General features: G+C 41.6%; 17 protein-coding genes and 1 tRNA gene. 9 read left to right on the top strand and 9 right to left on the bottom strand.

Annotation, left to right across the window (positions count from 1 at the left end):
• Nucleotides 1-87: 87 nt before the first annotated feature.
• Genes uxuA through P2W82_RS12465 form a run of 3 tightly spaced genes read left to right on the top strand, consistent with a single transcriptional unit; the run spans nt 88 to nt 3,123 of the window.
• The gene (gene uxuA, locus P2W82_RS12475) at nt 88-1,254 is read left to right on the top strand and encodes a mannonate dehydratase (RefSeq protein ID WP_336516223.1); all 1,167 of its coding nucleotides are present in this window, start codon (nt 88-90) and stop codon (nt 1,252-1,254) included.
• A gap of 30 nt (nt 1,255-1,284) precedes the next feature.
• On the top strand, nt 1,285-2,268 hold the full coding sequence (locus P2W82_RS12470; RefSeq protein ID WP_336516222.1) for a DUF6807 domain-containing protein: 984 nt from the start codon (nt 1,285-1,287) through the stop codon (nt 2,266-2,268).
• A gap of 33 nt (nt 2,269-2,301) precedes the next feature.
• A complete protein-coding gene (locus P2W82_RS12465) occupies nt 2,302-3,123 on the top strand; it encodes an aldo/keto reductase (RefSeq protein ID WP_336516221.1) in 822 nt (273 codons plus the stop codon).
• Nucleotides 3,124-4,188: 1,065 nt separating this feature from the next.
• Here the strand turns inward: P2W82_RS12465 and P2W82_RS12460 are convergent.
• Both P2W82_RS12460 and P2W82_RS12455 read right to left on the bottom strand, forming a co-directional pair.
• Nucleotides 4,189-4,275 (bottom strand) — tRNA-Ser (locus tag P2W82_RS12460).
• Nucleotides 4,276-4,349: 74 nt separating this feature from the next.
• On the bottom strand, nt 4,350-5,126 hold the full coding sequence (locus P2W82_RS12455) for a TatD family hydrolase (protein ID WP_336516220.1): 777 nt from the start codon (nt 5,124-5,126) through the stop codon (nt 4,350-4,352).
• A gap of 115 nt (nt 5,127-5,241) precedes the next feature.
• Here P2W82_RS12455 and P2W82_RS12450 point away from each other — a divergent pair, with 115 nt between their 5' ends.
• Nucleotides 5,242-6,147 carry a hypothetical protein gene (locus P2W82_RS12450; RefSeq protein WP_336516219.1) on the top strand — a complete coding sequence of 302 codons (906 nt, stop codon included), beginning with the start codon at nt 5,242-5,244 and terminating at the stop codon, nt 6,145-6,147.
• A gap of 123 nt (nt 6,148-6,270) precedes the next feature.
• Here the strand turns inward: P2W82_RS12450 and P2W82_RS12445 are convergent, their stop codons facing one another.
• Nucleotides 6,271-6,906, bottom strand: coding sequence for a polysaccharide deacetylase family protein (locus tag P2W82_RS12445; RefSeq protein ID WP_336516218.1), 636 nt, complete (start codon nt 6,904-6,906; stop codon nt 6,271-6,273).
• Between the two features lie 188 nt (nt 6,907-7,094).
• Here P2W82_RS12445 and gltX point away from each other — a divergent pair, with 188 nt between their 5' ends.
• Nucleotides 7,095-8,624 (top strand): glutamate--tRNA ligase, encoded by a 1,530-nt coding sequence (gene gltX / locus P2W82_RS12440; protein WP_336516217.1) that lies wholly within the window; start codon nt 7,095-7,097, stop codon nt 8,622-8,624.
• A gap of 229 nt (nt 8,625-8,853) precedes the next feature.
• Here the strand turns inward: gltX and P2W82_RS12435 are convergent, their stop codons facing one another.
• Nucleotides 8,854-9,768 carry a hypothetical protein gene (locus P2W82_RS12435; RefSeq protein ID WP_336516216.1) on the bottom strand — a complete coding sequence of 305 codons (915 nt, stop codon included), beginning with the start codon at nt 9,766-9,768 and terminating at the stop codon, nt 8,854-8,856.
• A gap of 208 nt (nt 9,769-9,976) precedes the next feature.
• Here P2W82_RS12435 and P2W82_RS12430 point away from each other — a divergent pair, with 208 nt between their 5' ends.
• From P2W82_RS12430 to fumC, 3 genes are all read left to right on the top strand, one after another.
• Nucleotides 9,977-10,390 (top strand): cobalamin B12-binding domain-containing protein, encoded by a 414-nt coding sequence (locus P2W82_RS12430; RefSeq protein WP_336516215.1) that lies wholly within the window; start codon nt 9,977-9,979, stop codon nt 10,388-10,390.
• Nucleotides 10,391-10,482: 92 nt separating this feature from the next.
• Nucleotides 10,483-11,259 carry an enoyl-CoA hydratase/isomerase family protein gene (locus P2W82_RS12425; RefSeq protein WP_336516214.1) on the top strand — a complete coding sequence of 259 codons (777 nt, stop codon included), beginning with the start codon at nt 10,483-10,485 and terminating at the stop codon, nt 11,257-11,259.
• A gap of 43 nt (nt 11,260-11,302) precedes the next feature.
• Nucleotides 11,303-12,706, top strand: coding sequence for a class II fumarate hydratase (fumC, locus tag P2W82_RS12420; RefSeq protein ID WP_336516213.1), 1,404 nt, complete (start codon nt 11,303-11,305; stop codon nt 12,704-12,706).
• Between the two features lie 9 nt (nt 12,707-12,715).
• Here fumC and P2W82_RS12415 read toward each other — a convergent pair whose 3' ends face one another.
• The 5 genes from P2W82_RS12415 to P2W82_RS12395 form a co-directional block, all read right to left on the bottom strand.
• Nucleotides 12,716-15,841, bottom strand: a complete 3,126-nt coding sequence (locus P2W82_RS12415; RefSeq protein WP_336516212.1) for an efflux RND transporter permease subunit — start codon at nt 15,839-15,841, stop codon at nt 12,716-12,718.
• 2 nt (nt 15,842-15,843) lie between these two features.
• A complete protein-coding gene (locus tag P2W82_RS12410) occupies nt 15,844-16,920 on the bottom strand; it encodes an efflux RND transporter periplasmic adaptor subunit (protein WP_336516211.1) in 1,077 nt (358 codons plus the stop codon).
• The gene (locus tag P2W82_RS12405) at nt 16,920-18,032 is read right to left on the bottom strand and encodes a TolC family protein (RefSeq protein ID WP_473741692.1); all 1,113 of its coding nucleotides are present in this window, start codon (nt 18,030-18,032) and stop codon (nt 16,920-16,922) included. The genes P2W82_RS12410 and P2W82_RS12405 overlap by 1 nt, the downstream gene beginning before the upstream one ends.
• Before the next feature lie 223 nt (nt 18,033-18,255).
• A complete protein-coding gene (locus P2W82_RS12400) occupies nt 18,256-19,605 on the bottom strand; it encodes a HAMP domain-containing sensor histidine kinase (RefSeq protein WP_336516209.1) in 1,350 nt (449 codons plus the stop codon).
• Nucleotides 19,602-20,282 (bottom strand): response regulator transcription factor, encoded by a 681-nt coding sequence (locus tag P2W82_RS12395; protein ID WP_336516208.1) that lies wholly within the window; start codon nt 20,280-20,282, stop codon nt 19,602-19,604. The genes P2W82_RS12400 and P2W82_RS12395 overlap by 4 nt, the downstream gene beginning before the upstream one ends.
• A gap of 235 nt (nt 20,283-20,517) precedes the next feature.
• On the opposite strand from P2W82_RS12395, the gene P2W82_RS12390 reads away from it, so the two are divergent.
• Nucleotides 20,518-20,730, top strand: a complete 213-nt coding sequence (locus P2W82_RS12390; RefSeq protein WP_336516207.1) for a hypothetical protein — start codon at nt 20,518-20,520, stop codon at nt 20,728-20,730.
• Nucleotides 20,731-20,732: the final 2 nt, after the last annotated feature.

Genomic DNA, 20,732 nt, shown 5'->3' with positions numbered 1-20,732 from the left:
CAATCCCGGTTTGCGGAAGTCAACAGATTCATTTTTCTGGTGTATCTTTCTCGGTACCGAATTCAGTAAACGAAATTTGAATTTTCTATGCGATTGAAACAAACCTGGCGTTGGTTTGGGCCAAATGATCCAGTAACACTTCAGGATATTCTTCAGACGGGAGCAACCGGAATAGTAACAGCCCTGCACCAGGTGCCGCATGGAGAGGTCTGGACCGTAGATGATATCATGGAACGTAAGAAAATGATAGAAGCTGCCGGCCTGACCTGGGATGTTGTTGAGAGTGTAACAGTGCATGAAGATATTAAAACGAGAAGCGGCAATTGTGAGAAATACATCGAACAATACAGGCGCACGCTTGGAAACCTGGCCGCGTGTGGAATAAAGATTGTCACCTACAATTTCATGCCGGTGAATGACTGGACGAGAACTGACCTTAACTATACCATGGCTGACGGATCAAAGGCACTGTATTTCAATCACCAGGATCTGGCAGTGTTTGAAATTTTTATTCTGAAGCGAAAAGGCGCAGAGAAAGACTATGGCGAAGCGATGGCTGCAGCAGCAGAAAAACAATTCAATGAGAGTACTGAAGAGGAGCTGAGGCAACTGGCTTACATCATCATGTTTGGATTGCCCGGAGAAAAAAAAGTGACTGTTGAAGAAATGAGGGAGCGACTTTCCCATTATGATAAAATCGATGCAAACGTTCTGCGCGATAACCTGGCGTATTTTCTTCAATCGATTTGTCCGGTAGCAGACGAATTAGGAATTCAGCTGGCGATTCATCCCGATGATCCTCCTTTCAATATTCTTGGTTTGCCTCGGGTCGTTAAAAATATCGATGATCTTGAATTCATATTATCGAGTGCCCCGTATAAAAGCAATGGCATTTGTTTCTGCACAGGTTCTCTTGGCGCATCTGCCGATAACGATCTCCCGGCAATGGTAAAACGGCTGGGAAAAAAAATTCATTTCATTCATCTTCGAAATACAAAAAGAGATACCGCCGGAAATTTTTATGAAGCCGATCACCTCGATGGTGATACGGATATGTATGCTGTGATGAAAGAATTATTGCAGATACAGCAGACTTTTCAGGAATCCATTCCTTTCCGCCCTGATCATGGTCATCAGATGTTGGATGATCTGAACAAAACGACCAATCCCGGATATTCATGTATCGGAAGAATGCGTGGGCTTGCGGAATTGAGAGGACTTGAGTTGGGTATCTGCCGGGCAAATGGCTGGTAGTACATTATTCAAAAAACGAATGCTCAAATTATGCGAAAGCTTGCCTTCCTTATTACTGCTGTACTTTTGTTTGTCGATACAGAAGCACAAAATTTAAAATTTACAAAAAAAGACGGCGTATTGTTTTTTTCTGCCTACGGAAAGCAGCTGGTTGGCTTTCAGTATGCGATACATTATCCACCTGCTGGCGTTGATAGTTTTTACAGACGAAGTGGATATATTCATCCGGTTAATACACCTCATGGTCAGGTATTGACTGAAATAAACCCGGCCGATCATTATCATCATTATGGCGTATGGAATCCCTGGACAAAAGTTCTATACGAGGGAAAAGAATATGACCTGTGGAATCTTGCCGACAGAAAAGGCTTCGTACGATTCGAAAGTTTCTCCAAAATTCACGAAGGAAAAAAAGAAGCCGCATTCACTGCGAAACTTCAGCACATTGTAAACACCGGATCAAAAGAAAACTTCCAGGAAAAAATGATAATGACAGAATACCAGTCAATTATTTTTTACCTGCCGGGAAAAAACACCAATGAATATTTTTTCGATCTTGATATAGAACTTGTACCGGCAACTGACAGTCCAGTGATATTGAAAGAATACAGTTACGGCGGTCTTGGATGGCGGGCGACCAAACAATGGAATAAAAACAATTCTACTGTTCTTACATCTGAAGGGTTGGATAGAAAAAAAGCGGATGGCTCAACTGCAAAATGGGTATTGGCCGAAGGATCGCTTGGCAATGATCGCGGTGGAATGATCTGGTTCGCTCATCCTCAGAATTACAATTACCCGGAACCGTTACGTGTCTGGCCGGAAGATTCAAATGGCGACGGAGATGTGTTTATCAATTTTTCACCAACAAAAAATAAAGACTGGGTTCTCGAACCAGGAAAAAAATACAAGCTCAGGTATCGTATCATTGTTTATAATGGTACTTACGCTGATAAGTCACGGGTTGACAAAATTTATGAACAATACGCGACCAATGCTGTTAAGAATAATTGATTGATTTAATAGTACAGCATTTTTGATTCATATATGATTTCCAGGAATATTCTTAGTACAGGAGAAAAATTACCGGTTATTGGATTGGGTACGTGGCAACAGTTTGACGTGCACGACTCTGATGCTGTTAATAATCTGAATGAAGTGCTTGAAACTATGCACGCATTCGGCGGACGGCTGATCGATTGTTCACCGATGTATGGTCGTGCTGAAACCGTGGTTGGCGTTACCTCGCAGGCTACCGGATTGGCTGATGATTTTTTCTATGCAAGTAAAATCTGGACGACTGGTGAAGAAAACGGGAAACAACAGATTCATAATAGTTTAAAAAAGATGCAACGCAAAAAGTTGGATCTAATGCAGATTCATAATTTGCAGGACTGGAAGACACATCTGAAAACACTCAACAGTTTTAAAGAGGAAGGAGTGATACGATACACCGGAATTACGCATTACACAGTTGCATCGCATAATCAACTGCAATCCATCGTAACATCAGAAAAAATTGATTTTGTACAGGTAAATTATTCTATTGGTGTGCCCGATGCTGAAAACTCATTACTAAAGGCTTGCCTTGAAAATAATGTCTCGGTAATTGCTAATGAACCTTTTGATAAAGGGAGATTGTTTACGATAACAAAAAATATATCCTTACCCGAATGGGCAACCGAATTTGGAATTACAGACTGGGCAGGATACTTTTTGAAATATATCATCAGTCATCCAGCGATTACCTGTGTAATTCCCGGAACTTCTGTGCCTGCAAATGTCAAAACAAACATGTTTGCTGGTAGTGACCCACTTCCCGATATAAAGACAAGACTAAAAATGAGGCGTTTTCTCGAACAACTTTAACGGGCTTCTATTATTTTGTAAGCAAGTTGTACAGCTCACGTCTGAAATATTGTACTTCTGAAAGTAAGTAAATTTTGACTTTCAACGCTTTTGGGATGATGCTAATCTATTGTATCCGCTTTGAGATAACTAAGATCAATCCAAATATTTTCCCAAGACTCACCGACCATATCCCCCCTTTAGTAACGATTTCTCTCCCGATATCTTTCCGCTCAGAAGAGTTTCGGATGATGGTAAAGTAAAAATCTGGCTTGTGCCTATTCTGAGGATTAACGATTAATGGTCGAAACCGGTTTATCAAATAGTGAGTTTCACTAACAAAAGGTGTGTCTGTATAACGTCTTTGGACATGTTCCAAAATATTTCTGTACATGTTAACCCGTTGAAATTATCAAGTATCACAGGACCTATAGCTTCCAACAATACTATTACAATAGGATATTACTTTTTTCTATCAAAGTATGTCCTATACCTTTCCCCATGGTTGGAGCGTCTGTCAGATACCTCATAATAAAAGCTGTCTGTCGGGACTGATAAATCATTCAACTCAAATGTTATTATCAAATACGGGAAACGCTAATTTCATCTGTCTAATCGGGATATAGTAAGGATATAGTTGTAGATTTTATTTTCCGCTGTTGTCCATTTTTTATGGGGCAATTTGAAATCTTTCTGTTTTGTTCAGTAGCCGTTGTTAAATTCCAGGTTGTCTATTGTTTATAAGAATTCAGAAAGGACGCAAATATTGGTTTCCTAAGTATGGCCTTTATGTGCGAACCCATTCAATATTAACTGGTGTCAGCGCCTGTACGGAATTAAAGGCCAAAGTGTGAAATTCCTTGCACCGGGTTTGTTTCAACTTTCAGTTAAATTTCTTATCCATTCATTCTGCGTTTCGGCAAAATGCAGCAGTTCAACGAACAATAATGAACGAAGAACGCAGCTGGTTCTCATTTAATCGGCAGTCCCTAAGTACTGCACGAGGAAAAAATGTTACCATTTTTTAGTGATAAAACGCAAAAAAGCGCAGATGCCTGCCAGCATTGCGCTTTACTAAAAAACTCGCGGAGGAGAAGGGATTCGAACCCTTGATGCCGTTTCCGACATACACACTTTCCAGGCGTGCCAGTTCAACCACTCCTGCACTCCTCCGGTTGGAAAATCAAAAAAATCCTGGCTGAAAGCCAGCCGCTTTGGTTGTAAAAAGGGCAGCAAAAATAAGATATCTATCCCGCTACACCGAATAATTCTTCCGCATTCCTCGTAGTGTTCTCAGCAACCTGTTCCCAGGGGGTTTCCGTTACCTCGCTGAGCTTTTCGGCAACGAGTTTCAGATACCCGGGTTCGTTTCGTTTTCCGCGGTGCGGAACCGGCGCCAGGTAAGGCGCATCCGTTTCGAGTACCAGCCGCCGCGGGTCAATTGTTTTCACCAGTTGGTCGATTCCCCCATTTTTAAAAGTCAGTACTCCACCAATCCCGAGATGAAAGCCCAGATCTATCACCTGACGTGCCTGGTCAGCAGAACCGCTGAAACAATGGAAAATCCCCTTCAAACGTCCATCCTGCGACTGTTTTACTTCATGAATGGTTTCCTCAAGAGATTTCCGGCAATGCAAAATGATCGGTATACCCAGGTTTTTTGCCCATTCCATTTGCCTCGCCAACGCAATGAATTGCTGTTCCGAGAACTGCGTGTCCCAATAAAAATCGAGTCCGGTCTCTCCAATGGCAACAAACCTCCTCTCGGTTAGCAGCTTTTCCATAGCTGTAAGCTGCTTTTCAAAATCTTCCTTTACATAAACTGGGTGCAGGCCTAACATGGGAATGCAATATCCAGGATATGATTTTTCCAACGCCAGCATACCCCCGATACTGGATTGGTCAATGTTAGGCATATAAATCGATTTAACACCATTCGCCCTGGACCGTGCTATTACTGCTGCTATATCTTCTTTAAAATCATCTGAATAGAGATGACAATGCGTATCAATCAGCTCGGTCATTTTTTGGGAATTTTAATTTTCTTTTAGAAATATCCATGCAACCATTAAACTCCATTCGTCGGGCCGGGTCGAAAAGGCTGGAAAATGCAAAATTCCTAAAAATAAACTACCTATTATGAAAATGAAATCAGATCACTCACTGCGGATTATTTCCATGATCATTTCCGGAACTATTTTGTTGAGTTCCTGTCAAAAGGATAAGTCGGGTTCAAACCCAAATGACGCCAAAGCCGTTGCTACCGCCACCGCCGACGAGCAAATGCTCGAAGCCAGTTTTAGTACTGTTTTTGATGACGCTGCCGGGGTTGACGATGTAACGGCAGGCGAGGAGATCGGTATTTATGGCTCAACAGGTGCCGGTATTTTCTCCAGATCGATAAATTCCGATCCCCGTGCCCGAACCGCGACACGCTGCTTTACGGTAACGGTCACCCCAAAAGAAAAAGGTGTTTTTCCAAAAACCGTTACGCTGGACTTTGGAAGCGGGTGTGATGCCGGGGGACATGTAAGGAAAGGAAAAATCATTTTTACCTATTCCGGAAGACTTCATGTGCCGGGCAACCAGGTAGTTACCAGTTTTGAGAATTATTCAATCGATAGTTTTTCCATTGAAGGGAAACATACACTTATAAACAGTGCAATAGCAGGCACTAACCAAAAAAGCTTTTCAACCAGGGTCGAACTTGCGAAAGTCACCAACTTACAATCAGGCAAATGGTGGAACTGGAACAGTGAAAGGGTGTTCACCCAAACGGAAGGAAATGGAACGGCTTTTTTTCCATGGGATGATGTGTACACTCTTGACGGTCAGTCAGCCGGATCGACTTCAACAGGTGTAAACTGGACTTCAGAAATTACCCACCTGCTGACTAAAAAAATGACCTGTCACTGGTTGGTTTCAGGCAAAGTGGAAATTAGGGTAAACAATACCGTTGGTTCCCTGGATTTCGGAAATGGCGCTTGCGATAATTCGGCAAACCTTACGGTAAATGGGGATTCAAAAACCATAACGTTGCGTTAAAAAAATATTGCATAAATAAAAAAGAGTTGTACCTTCCACAAAGTTTTCATAGGGTACGGATTAAAAACGGGCCAGGGTGTCTACCCAGGCCCAAATTTTTTTAAGCCAGTACCACAGCAGGTTTCAGGCGTTTTTAAAGGAAATTTTCTCGCTCTTTAAACCGTTTTTTTTCATCAATTCCAGCACTAACGGTAACGCATATTTTAATTTCTCTTCTGCTTTTTTGCTGTCATGAAAAACAATGATATTTCCCGGCACTAAATTGTCCGTTACATTTTTCAAACAAGCTTCTTTGGTAAGGGATGGATCAAAATCTCCACTCAATACGGTCCACATAATCACCTTCATTTGTGCCGGAGAATTTATAAGACTATTCATCTGAAAATGCGTAGCACGGCCATAGGGAGGACGAAAAAGATCTGTCTTCATCAATTCGTGCGCTTTGATAATATTTTCGAAATAACTGCCGTCTTTGGTTTTCCAGCCATTGAAATGGTTGTATGTGTGATTTCCAATGGAATGCCCTTCTGCTTTTACCTGGTCAAAAACATCCGGGTATTGCTGAACGTTATTACCGATGCAGAAGAAAGTCGCTTTCATTTCATAACTCCTCAGATAATCAAGGACAAAGGGGGTAATCTCCGGATGAGGTCCGTCATCAAAAGTCAGGTATACCTTATTGTTAGCCGCCGGCATTTTCCACACACAGGACGGATATATTCTCTGAAGCCAGCGTGGAGTCAGGACGGGATAAAACATCGTCAAAGATAGTCGGTAGACAGGAGTCAGGAGCTGAAGCCTTAAGCCGGTAAAACTCTATTAAAAGCCAAATTCACAAAATCAGGCTATTCCGGAGATAATTCTTATTTCATAACGAAAAACGATCAACGAAGAACGAACAACTACTAACCGTCTTTTCCAACTGCGAACTATCTTATTTTTGGGCCATGTCAGAAAAAACGATCAGAGTAAGATTTGCACCCAGTCCGACCGGCGGCCTACACCTCGGCGGCGTGAGAACTGCATTGTATAACTATCTGTATGCCAGGAAACACGAGGGAAAATTCATCCTTCGCATTGAAGATACCGACCAGACACGTTTTGTGCCTGGGGCTGAACAATACATCATGGATTGCCTGCGCTGGTGCGGCCTGGAGCCGGATGAAAGTCCGGAAAAGGGCGGGGATTATGGTCCCTATCGCCAGAGTGAAAGAAAGCCGATGTACAGGAAATATGCGGAAGACCTTGTGAAGAAAGGTTTTGCCTACTATGCATTTGATACTCCGGAGGAGCTTGATCAGATGCGTATCAGTTTTAAAACTGAACAAAATCCGTCGCCTCAATACGATCAGCACATCAGGGATAAAATGCGCAATTCTCTGTCACTTCCGGCAGATGAGACAGACGCACTTTTAAAATCCAATGCCGCGCATGTGATTCGTATTAAAATGCCTGCAAATGAAACAGTTGAATTCAACGACCTGATACGCGGCGAAGTGAGTTTTAATACATCAACAGTCGATGACAAGGTACTGCTCAAAGCCGATGGTATGCCGACCTATCACCTTGCCGTTGTCGTTGATGATTACCTGATGAAAATCACGCAGGTTTTCCGCGGCGAAGAATGGCTCCCATCTGCACCAGTCCATATCATGCTCTGGAAATACCTGGGCTTGGAAAAAGATATGCCGGAATGGGCACATCTGCCTTTGATCCTGAAACCCGATGGACATGGGAAGTTGAGCAAAAGAGATGGCGATCGTTTAGGATTTCCTGTTTATGCCATGGATTGGACAGATCCGAAAACAGGAGAGCTTACCAGTGGTTTCAGGGAACTGGGATTTCTTGATGAGGCTTTTATCAACATGCTTGCCATGCTGGGGTGGAACGATGGTACGGGAAAAGAACTCTTCAGTCTTGATGAACTTTGTGAAACATTTTCACTTTCACGCGTACATAAAGGTGGCGCAAAATTCGATTTTGAAAAAGCGAAATGGTACAATCACGAATGGATAAAAAGATCTTCCGCTGATGACCTGCTTGACAAAGTGAAATCTGTTTTTGAAGTCAAAGGAGTTACAGTTCCTGACGATCAATTACTGATGATGATTACGCTGGTGAAAGATCGTTGTACCCTTATCAGTGACTTCTGGGAACAGGGAAGTTTCTTTTTCAAAGCTCCTGCTTCATGGGATCTTCCAGCAATCCAATCGAAATGGAATGCTGATAAAAAAGTTTTCTTTGAATCCTTCTCCGATTCTCTCTCTATGATCAGTGACTGGTCATTCCCTGTTATCGAACAGGAATTCAAAACGCTTGCAGCTTCAAAAAATATCAAAGCAGGAGAACTTCAGTTACCCCTTCGCGTTATGTTGGTAGGAGGAAAATTCGGTCCGCCCGTTTTTGAAATTGCGGAAAAGATTGGACGGGTTGAGATGATTTCGAGAATCCGGAAAACACTTGAAATGCTTGGTTGAACGTAGAACGTAAAACGTTAGCACTTGAAATTTACAGTTACATCCCAAACGCGACCAGCGTAAAAAGATATCTTAAGCCAACATTTGCATATAGAAATTATACGCAAATGTTAGCTCAGATATTTACAATTTTGTATGTTCGAAGATTTGCAATTAGCTGAAGAATTATCATCCGCAGAGGCTTACGTTTAACGTTTAACGTTGAACGTTCGAACGTTTAACGTTAACCTCACTTAACAGCGAAGTCATACACCTTGGGATTTCTTGTTCCCAGATCAACATTGGCTCCTGCATACATGAAGCAATACTCGCCTGGTTCGAGATCAGTATCAAAAGTGATCTCGTAAATTCCTTCTTCCAGTTTTTTCCTTTTGAAATCCACTTTGAACTTTGAGCTCACCCCTTCTTCAGTACCGGAATAATAATTACCTGCGCGTGTTTCAATTTCGCGGCCGGTTTGTTTACCTGTTTTTTTATCTTTTATAACAATAATTTTCACGAGCTGAAACTCGTTTGGACCTGATACTTCGCGCAACCAGCCTGATCCCTGGTCATTAAGATTACCATCGCTTTTATTAAAGACAAAATAGAAAACCGGTTTCTTTTCATTCACTGAAACATTTGCTGTATTACCATTCAGTGTCATTCGCGTAGTGCTTTTTCCAAAACCATAGGTAAGATTGTCCAATGCCCTGCTGCTGGTTTTTTTGCCGGAATATACAGTCGGTTCTATTTCGCTTATCCCTGCTTTGTCAGCATAATATATTCCGGAACCTTCTTTCTTCAAAATATCGAGGCTGACAGTACCCGTTGCCGGCACTGTTGTATTAACAGCAGATGCCGGTGTAGCAGTTGCCGTTGTTGCCGCTGGTGGATTCATTTTTGTTATCATGGCATTGATCACTTCATCGTCAATCCCGGCTTTTTTTAATTTGATGATAGATTGAGCATCCGTTTCAAATTTGCAGTTGGGTGCAGAAGCAATCATGTTCTTCATGACGTCTTTTGACAATCCCGCGCTCTTTAAATCAAGGATCGTCTTATTAGTGTATACTTCCTGTGCAGACACAGCAGAAATAAGAAAAGAGAAAAAGGCAAGCGTGCATAATTTCCGGCATACAGATAAAAATGAAGGCATTTTCATAACCTATGTTTTATAGATTTATTCTCAAAAAAACAAATGTATTTGTGGGTTAGACCTTTTTAACAGGGAGCGAGATAATTGCAGAGGCTATTACAGGTATTGAAATAAAAAAACAAAGTACATTAGTTTTTTTAAAATCTAAAGCGTTTTTACAGAGATTCTTCTTCTCTGGGCTATTTCTAATATTAACTTTACCCACTTAATTGATATGGCGCTGAAAAGACCGATAAGAATACTCGTTGCAAAAGTGGGGCTGGATGGTCATGACCGGGGTGCTAAGGTAATAGCCTCAGCACTCCGCGATGCCGGAATGGAAGTGATTTACACCGGCCTTCGTCAAACGCCTGAAATGGTGGTAAATACAGCACTTCAGGAAGATGTCGACGCTATCGGGATCAGCATACTTTCCGGAGCGCATATGACTGTATTCAGTCGCATACTGCTTTTGATGAAAGAAAAGGGTTTAAACGATGTTCTGCTGACTGGCGGAGGTATCATACCTGACAGTGACCGTCAGGAGCTTTATTCGTCCGGCGTAGGTAATCTGTTTGCACCGGGCACACCCACCACTGAAATTGCTGACTATATTTCCAGCTGGGTGGAAAAAAATCGTCCATTCTAGATTTTTAATTTTGGGGGAGATAACGTTCGCTGCCATTATTTTAATGGTAAATTCGCAGCGTTTTTTAAACCTCCTGTTTTAAAATATCCCGCATGTATAACGTTCTGCTTACTTCGCTTGAGGATCATTTGTTTACAATAACAATTAACCGGCCTGAGAAACTGAATGCACTGAATCGCGAAGTTCTGGATGAACTGGCATCAGTGATTGATGAAGTTTATACCAATAAAGAAATCAAGGGAGTAATACTTACAGGGGCAGGAGCAAAAGCGTTTGTGGCGGGTGCCGATATTTCTGAATTCAGTACCAGGCAATCGGAAGAAGGCAAAGCACTGGCGCAGAAGGGCCAGGATATTTTTTCCAGAATCGAACAGTGCCCGAAACCATTTGTTGCAGCAGTCAATGGTTTTGCTCTGGGCGGTGGTTGTGAACTGGCCATGAGCTGTCATTTCAGATATGCATCTGAAAATGCCAGATTCGGACAACCTGAGGTAAACCTGGGACTGATCCCGGGTTATGGCGGAACACAACGTTTGCCGATGCTTGTGGGTAAAGGAAAAGCAATCCAATGGATTATGACAGGGGAAATCATTGACGCAACACAGGCATTGAATTCCGGGCTGGTTAATGCAATTGTCCCACAGGAAAACCTGATTTCCGAAGTAAGAAAAGTACTGTCAACGATCATTTCAAAATCACCGCTTGCCCTTGAAAAAGTGATTGCAGCGGTAAATGCGTATTACGACCGCAACCTGGATGGTTTTGCTGAAGAAATACACCTCTTTGGAGAATGTTTTGGTACAGAAGATATGAAAGAAGGCGTAGCTGCTTTTCTTGAAAAAAGAAAGCCTGTTTTCAGTGGTAAATAGCCAATTGATTTTTTACATCATTAATTCCTGATAAAACAGTTGTATGGATTACAGAATTGAAAAAGATACAATGGGTGAAGTAAAAGTACCTGTTGATGCATATTATGGTGCACAGACCCAGCGAAGTATTGAAAATTTTAAGATTGCCAGGGATATCAACCGCATGCCAGCGGAGATCATTCGTGCATTTGCATATCTGAAACATGCGGCTGCGCTCACCAATTTAGACGCAGGTGTTCTTTCAAAAGAAAAAGCTGAGTTGATCGGCAAAGTGAGCAAAGAAATACTGGAAGGAAAACTGGACGAGTATTTCCCGCTGGTAGTATGGCAGACAGGAAGTGGTACACAAAGCAATATGAATGTGAATGAAGTAATTGCTTATCGCGGTCATGTTCTTAATGGCGGACACCTGAGTGACAAAGAAAAATTCCTGCACCCGAATGATGATGTTAATAAATCACAGTCGTCAAACGATACTTTTCCTACAGCCATGCATATTGCGGCTTACAAAGTCCTGATTGAAAATACTATTCCGGGCATCGAAAAACTGAGAGACACGCTTCAGGCAAAAAGCAAAGCTTTTATCAAAGTGGTGAAGATCGGACGTACGCATTTTATGGATGCAACTCCTCTCACGCTGGGTCAGGAGTTCTCAGGATATGTTTCGCAGCTGAATCATGGATTAAAAGCAATTAAAAATACACTTCCTCATCTTTCAGAACTTGCACTTGGTGGTACAGCTGTCGGAACGGGTATAAACACACCTCCGGGATATTCTGAAAACGTCGCAAAACATATTGCACAGCTTACTGGCTTGCCGTTTGTTACTGCTGAAAATAAATTTGAAGCCCTCGCGGCACACGATGCAATTGTTGAAGCACATGGTGCATTAAAAACAGTCGCTGTAAGTCTGATGAAGATAGCCAACGATATCCGGATGCTTTCATCCGGACCACGGAGTGGTATAGGCGAAATATTCATCCCGGATAATGAGCCCGGGTCATCGATTATGCCTGGTAAAGTAAATCCAACCCAATGCGAAGCACTTACCATGATCTGCGCGCAGGTGTTGGGAAATGATGTTGCAATAAATATTGGTGGTGCAACCGGGCATTTTGAGCTGAATGTATTCAAACCAGTAATGATTTACAACTTCCTTCATAGCGCAAGGCTGATCGGCGAAGGTTGTGTAAGCTTTAATGATAAGTGCGCAATTGGCATCGAACCTATCGAAGAGAATATCAAAAAACATTTGCAGAATTCTTTGATGCTGGTTACTTCTCTCAATACAAAAATAGGTTATTACAAAGCAGCCGAGATCGCTCAGAAAGCGCACAAAGAAGGAACGACACTGAAAGAAATGGCAGTGAAACTCGGTCATGTGAAACCCGACGAATTTGATGCCTGGGTTATTCCCGCAGACATGGTTGGAAAAATCAACGACTAACGTTCTACGTTAAACGTTATACGTTGAACGTTGAACGTTGAACGCTTCTTTACCTGATCTGTTGAATATTTTAAAAATGATCGGAAAAACGAGTAAGGTCAGGATGGTTGCGGTGATTAGTCCACCAATGATCACAACAGCCAATGGCTTTTGCGATTCCGAACCGATGCCAGTACTGATTGCTGCAGGTAGTAATCCGATAGATGCCATCAAAGCCGTCATCACAATTGGCCTCGTTCTTAATTTCACTGCTTCAAATATGGCTGTGTCCATCTGCATTTTCTTCATCAGGTTCTGATGGAATTGCGAAATCAATAACACACCATTCTGCACACAGATACCAAAGAGCGCGATAAATCCTACTCCGGCAGAAATTCCAAAATTGATTCCCGTGATATGAAGCGCAAGTATGCCGCCGATGATCGCAAACGGAACATTTGCCAGCACAATCAGAGAATCCTTAATATTACCAAACATAATAAACAGCAAAAGAAATATTCCTACAAGACTGATCGGTACAACCTGCGCCAGGCGTGAAGTTGCGCGTACCTGGTTTTCAAATTCTCCGGTCCATCCGATATCATATCCTGCAGGTAACATAATATTATTTTTTACATTACCCTGCGCTTCAGCGATTGTACTTCCGAGGTCTCTGTCACGCACAGAAAATTTTACACCGATAAATCTTTTTGTATTGTCGCGATAAATAAATGCGGGCCCCGTAACCTGTTGAAGCGTTGCTATTTCTTTTAGTGGAATTTTAATCCCTGTAATGGTGGGAACTTTCAGGTTAGCCATGTCCATCTCATTCTTCCTGTAATCTTTCAGGTACCTTACACGAACATCAAATTTCTTTTCGTTCTCATATTTCTGCGTTGCCGTCTTGCCTCCAAAAGCCATTTCCAGCACCGCCTGCGCATCAGCAATGCTCACACCATAACCGGCCATTTTTTCGCGATCAAGAATAACACTGATCTCTGGCTGGCCTACATTACGTAGAATACCGACATCTTTTATTCCATGAACATTATTTATTTCACCAATGACCTGGTTGGCAATCTCATCCAGCTTCTGAAGGTCATCACCGAATATTTTCACAGCGTTGGACGCGTTTATACCCGCCACGCTTTCCGCAACATTATCAATAATCGGCTGCGAATAATTGTATCCGATACCCTGGTATTTGGAAAGCGAATCGTCCATCTCGCGGATCAGATCATCTACACTGATTTTTCTTTTCCAGTCATCTTTATGCTTCAGATTGACCTGCATCTGCACATAATAAAAACCACTGGGGTCGGTACCATCATTACTTCTTCCCGCCTGTGACAATACACCATTCACCTCAGGAAATTTATTCAGTTCATTGCGAAGTGATGCCGTCATTTTCACTGTCTCATTCAGGCTGTAACTCATTGGCATTTTTGCTTCCACCCACAATGCTCCTTCATTCAACTGAGGAAGAAATTCAGTACCCAGAAATTTCGCCGACATAAAACTGATTCCCATGATGGCGAATGCTGAAACCAGTGTCAACTTCTTATGGCTGTAGGTAAAAGCAAAAGATTTTTCAACTATTCGATTCCAGAACCTGACAAATGGATTGTGTTTTTCTCTTACATTTTTGTTCAGCAGGATATGACACAATACGGGAACCAGGGTGAGCGTAAACAACAATGCCCCCAGCAAAGCAAACCCAAGTGTATACGCCAGTGGCGAAAACATTTTTCCTTCTACTTTCTGAAAAGAAAAAATCGGCAGCAGGGCCATGATGATGATCAGCTTGGAAAAGAAAATGGCCTTTCCCATTTCCGTTCCGGATTTTTTGATCACACTTCCGATGGCGAGCTTATTATACACCTGCATTCCCCGTTCTGATGCAATATGATCCAGCGCCACAAAAATTCCTTCCACCATCACCACGGCACCATCGATGATGATACCAAAGTCAACAGCTCCGAGCGAAAGAAGATTCGCACTCATTCCCTTGAGCTTGAGACAAAGCAACGCGAATAAAAGTGAAAGCGGTATAATGATCGATACGGTGACTGTTGTTCGCCAGTCGGCCATAAAAAGAAATACAATCAACGTCACGAGTACAATGCCTTCGATAACATTATGCATTACCGTCTTTGTAGTAAAATTCATCAGGTTATCGCGATCGTAAAATGTTTCCATTTTAACATCACCGGGTAACACTCGTTCATTCAGATCATGAATTTTCTCTTTTACCCGCGCCAATATCTCCTTCGGATTTTCACCTTTGCGCATCACGACAATGCCTTCAACTACATCATCCTGTTCATCCATTCCTGCCTGTCCAACCCTCGGTAATGAACCTTCATTTACCTCAGCAAGGTTTTTGATCAGCACAGGATTGCTACCCAATTCTTTTACAATGATGTTTTCGATATCTGCAATCGAACCCAGCATACCAACGCCGCGTACTACATATGCCTGCCCATTCTTTTCGATCACATCTCCACCAACGTTCAGGTTTCCTTTATTCACAGCTTCATACACTTCCAGTGGAGTTATATCGTATTTCGATAACCTATTCGGGTCCACGCTGATCTCATAGATTTTCTCCTGGCCACCAAACGCAACTACATCTGCAACGCCCGGCACTGCACGCAACTGCCGATCGATGACCCAATTCTGAATAGTGAGCAGATCGCGCGTATCCCTGCTTTCACTTTTCAGTACATACCTGAAAATTTCACCCGTCGGACCATAGGGAGGTTGAATTTCCGGGCTGACATCTTCTGGCAGAGAAATATTCTGAAGAAGATTACTGATCTGCTGTCGTGCAAAAAAATCTTCAACGCCATCATCGAAGATGATTTTGATAACACTCAACCCAAACATCGTTATGCTGCGGACACTTGTTTTCCGCTGCACCGGATTCATCGAAATCTCTATCGGTGTTGTGACAAATCGCTCAATTTCTTCCGCACTTCTTCCATTCCATTCAGTAACAATTATGATCTGCGTATTGGTGACATCCGGAAACGCCTCTATCGGCATACTTCTCAATGCAACAACTCCCGAAATGACTAGTACTGCTACCCAGAAAAATGTAAACGCCTTATTACGCAGGGAAAATGAAATGATGCCCCTGATAAACTTCGTCATGATCAATCATTTAAAGCATCATAAATAAGCAGTTGGTTGGTTGTCATTACCAACTCATCAGCCGCAAGTCCTGATGTGATATAAGATCTGTCACCCAACTGGCGAAACACTTCCACCTGGCGTGTTTCTATGTTGTTGCGGTCCCTGAATACCATCACGAAATTTTTGCTCTTATCGAAAATGATGGCAGAAGAAGGAATGGCAATCATCTCTTTATTTTCGGAATAAGTGAGCCTGATATTGGCGCGCATTTCAGGTTTGAGCATATTGTTTTCATTGGTCAGCTTTATTCTCACCTGCATGGCTTTTGTTTCGGGGTTGATGATGTTGAAAATCTTATCAACCTTCCCGTAAAAAACTTTATCCGGATAACTCAATGTGGTGACCTCCGCATCGATACCGAGTTTTATGAGATGGATATCACTTTCGTTGATATTCGCCAGTACCCAGACATCGTTTATTTCAGCGATATCGAAAATATTATCTGAGCGATCGTTACGGAGCAACATCGCTTCGTTGATATTCTTTTGAATGATATAGCCATTCAAAGGCGATCTCACTTCATAAGTGGCACCAGGCCTTATATTGTAAATGCTATACGTCTGGTTGATGCGCTTTAGCTGTGACTCCGCTTTTTTCAGATTGCTTTGTGCTTCCAGTACATCTCGCTCGGTATTGAGTTTACCATCGAACAATTCCTCAGCCACTTTTAAATTTTTCGAAGAAACCACGACATCGTTCCTTGCATCATCCAGTTCTTTTTCATACCCTGCCACTTCGGTACTTCTGATCGTTGCCAGCAATTGACCACGTTGCACATAATCACCCAATTCCACGAAAACCTTTGTCACATTTCCACCAACAACAGGATACACTTCGATCATTTTGTTATTGTCGGCAGTGATTCTTCCATAGAAACTCAAAGCATTTCGCAGCTGTTCTTTTCTGGCCGGAACAGTTTCTGTCGTCGACATCATTTTCTCACTCATCGCGAAACTCTGATGTTGTTCCTCCTTATATTTCTCATCACTACATCCCGCAATTACAAATGCAGCATATAGAATCAAAAATCTGTTCATTAAAAAAGTTTTTCATTTACGAGAAAATTCAGCTCCTCTCCAAAGAGAACAATCTGCTTTTTTATCTCGTTTATCAATAGAATGCTCTGACTATAACTCTCTATGAAATCCGTGAACTCAATCAGCGATATATTCTGCTTTTGAAAATTTGCAAGCATGCCCCGGTAAACCAGTTCAGCATTGGGAAGAATTTCGGGGCCGAAATTTTTGTATAGCTGTTGCTGATGCAAAAGATTATTGATTGTATTATCAATCTTTGTCTTCAGTTCGAGTGTCTTGTGGTCTTTTAATACTGAAGACTGTATTGACTGCGCTTTTGCAATGCTGATATTTCCCCTGTTCCGGCGCCAGAAAGGCAATGAAATCCCAAGATTCATATTTACCTGGTTCGCAAAAGCACCGCCTCGCTGATCATATGAAGGCCCCAGGGTCAGATCAGGTGTATTTAACGTTTTCTGCCATTGCAGATATAGTTCCGCATTTGCAACCATTTTTTCTGCAATAAGGATCTCTGTATTTTTCCCGATCGCGCGTTCTTTGATCTGATCAGAATTGTAGGACAATACTTTTACAAAATCTTCATCTGATATCTGTTCTCCTCCGGCAGGTACTATCAAAGAATCCAGACCTGTTAATAGTTTAAGATTGGATTGTGCCTGGAAGATATTCTGCCTGATCGCAGACAGCTGACTTTTAATATTAAGAGAAAGAGATTGAAGTCTGACCAGGTCCTTTAGTGCAATGTTTCCTCTTTTTACCTGCTCCGCATATGCATCCGTTAACCGATCAACATTCTGTAATTGCTCTTCAATGCTGCTTGCTTTGTTGATTTCAAAAAAAAGCGTATAAAAACTGGTAGCAATTTCAAATTTCAATTGCCTCACCAGTTGTTCAAATTCCATTTCTGCAATGGCCTGGTTGGATCTTGCCAATGCTATTTCCGACTTCTTTTTCCCTCCAAGATAAATCAGCTGCTGTATGGCAAACGCTTTCTGTCCGTTTTTACCGACATCAAAAACCGCCCCGGCTTCCGGATTGACAAAGTTGAATTCAGCATTAAAGTAAGGTTGCTCCCAGATGGCCGCCTGCACAACTCCAGCTTGGGATGCCACTATATTGTATTGCTCAGCTATGAGCAGAAAGTTATTTTTCAGGAAGAATGTTTCGCATTGTTCAATCGTCAATTGTTTTTGGGCAAACACGATTGACAGAGAACAAAAACAAAAAAAGAAGTATAAGGATATTGATTTTTTCACCGCTACAATTCTGCTGCAAAAAGAATGTAGCCGTCTTTAAGCCGCCTTAAGATCTCACTTAAAAAGCGCTTAAAAATTTTCAGAAGTCAATAACAAACTCATTTACTGCATTCTCATTTCTGTAAAATATACTGAATCCATAAGCAGTAAGAATTCTGTCAGCGATACGGAGACCAAGACCCAACCCAGGTTTGTTCCTTGAATTTCCTCCGCGTGCAAACGGTTCAAAGAGTTTTTCTTTTTCCTGCTCAGTTAAAAGTATTCCTGAATTGCTGATGCATAACTGAAGATGATCATCTGTCTTCCTCAACTTTACGACTGCAAGACCATTATCAGAATATTGAAAAGCATTCTTCAATAGATTTGAAACGGCAATTTCTAACAGTGATTGGTTGCATTCCACCTGCAGCAATTCTTCCATATTTTCAGCATCATCAAACTCAAGATTTACTTTAAACTGGTTAAATTCCGCATGCACCTTTTCTATGCTGTTGTAAATAGCTTCGTCAACCCGTGCTTTTTCTTTTGATGATGAATGAAGCATTTCGGATCTCGAGAGCACCAATAATGAATCAATTAGTTCTGATATAAGATTTATATTCTGAAGAATTAATTTGAGTCTGTAGGATTTTTCTTTCTCAGTGTTTGCCATTTCATTTTCTACCAGCGCTGAAATCTTAGCCAACGGCGTTCTGAGTTCATGTGATGCCTGTGCCGTAAACTCTTTCTGCTTGTCGTAGGAGTTTTCGATACGGTCCATCATCAGATTAAATTCAGTACCAATCAGATCTATTTCGTTTTTTGATTTATTGTTTGTATGTATTCTTGTGGCAAGGCTTCGTTCATTGATCTGGCTGATCTTCAAATGAAGGTCATCCAATGGCCGGAAGAGTTTTCGTACGGCATAAAAAGTCAACAGCCAGGCAAGAAATACAAAAACCACATAAGCCGCAGATACGAGCCAGATCAGAAACTTCAGATTTCTTTTTCCGTAATTATCATTGGCAGAGATGAGAGCGTAGTAGTCTTCATTGTTTGTATCATAGAAAACTCCGTATACCTCATATTCACCATCATGCTTAAAAAATGTTTTGTGTTTTTTCAGGTATTCAAGATCGGCGCTCGTCCAGTTGATTTTTGCATCATCCAGGCTGGTATAAATAAGATGGTAACCCGCATCAAAGACCAGTGTCTTTTCATTGTATAACCTGTTAATTGAATTCTGATCTATTACTTTAAGCAATTGCTTATCCACCTGTTTTACCTCGGTGAGCAGTTTAATAGTGGACAATGCCTTCTCCTCTAATCGCTGACGGAACTCTTCTTTTCTGAAATAAGAGAACAGCGTGAGGATGATGACAGCAACTACACCAAACAGTATAGTAAACAACAGACTTATAAAAAACGCGATCCTTTTTTTGAGGGTCATTGGCGCTCATTTAGGTAATATCCAAAGCCCACTTTGGTATGGATCAGCTTTACTTCATGATTACGGTCTATTTTATTGCGAAGGAAATTGATGTAAACTTCAATGGTGTTCTGGCTCGTTTCGATATGATAATCCCACAGCTTTTGTGCAATAAACTGTTTTGACAAAGTGCGCCCTTTCGCTTCCGCCAGAATGGTAAGCAACTTAAATTCTTTTGGAGTGAGTGAAATTTCAAAATCTCCCCTTTTAACCTGTTTGTTATCAAGATCGATGATCAAATCATGAATCCCGATGACCTGCTCCTGGGATTGCGGCATCTCTTTTCTGCGCAATAAAGAGTTGAGTCTTGCAAGCAATTCTTCAAAATGAAAAGGTTTAACCAGGTAATCGTCTGCACCGGTATTGAAAGCTTTCAATTTATCATCGATAGCATCGTATGCAGTCAGCATAAGGATTGGAATTTTTTTATCCTGCTTCCTTATATGCGCACAAACTTCAAAACCATTGATTCCCGGTACGTTGATATCCAGCAACACAATATCATAGCTTTGTAGTGACAGTTGCTTCATCACCAACAGGCCATCATAAACCACATCACAGCTGAACTGCCTGGCTTTCAAAAACCCGGATACCTCAGCTGCCAATTCATAGTCATCTTCAAGTAATAAAATCTTCATTGCCGGAGAGCCTCCTGATTTTTATAAGTGCAAATTAAATCCTATCGCTTAAAACAGCCTTAAAAATGCTTTTTCGTAGGATCTGAAAATATTCCACCAGCCCATTTCATATAGTTAAAATGATAATAATCTGATCAGCAAATGGTTGATTTTTATATAAGGTCGGACTCATTTAAATGCAGAAATATTCAGAGGCCTGTTGCGTTTTCCACATACCCGTTTTAATCCGAACCTTATGAAAAATTTGTATGAAGGATATTCACGACTCATCGTGCAGGTCCATTACATGATCGTTCTTTCAGAGCTGGAAAATTATTCTCTTCCGACCAATGACCAGCTTGTACTGAATGAATACTACTTAAAACACCATTTTCCCTGGCATGATCGCGAGAAACAGGCGACCTACATTTTCAATGAAGATCCTGCCTGGTTTCTTAATTATGAATAGCA

The organism is Pollutibacter soli (assembly GCA_029269725.1).
In the GTDB taxonomy this organism is placed as follows: domain Bacteria; phylum Bacteroidota; class Bacteroidia; order Chitinophagales; family Chitinophagaceae; genus Pollutibacter; species Pollutibacter soli.
This window is presented reverse-complemented; position numbering and strand designations above follow the sequence as displayed.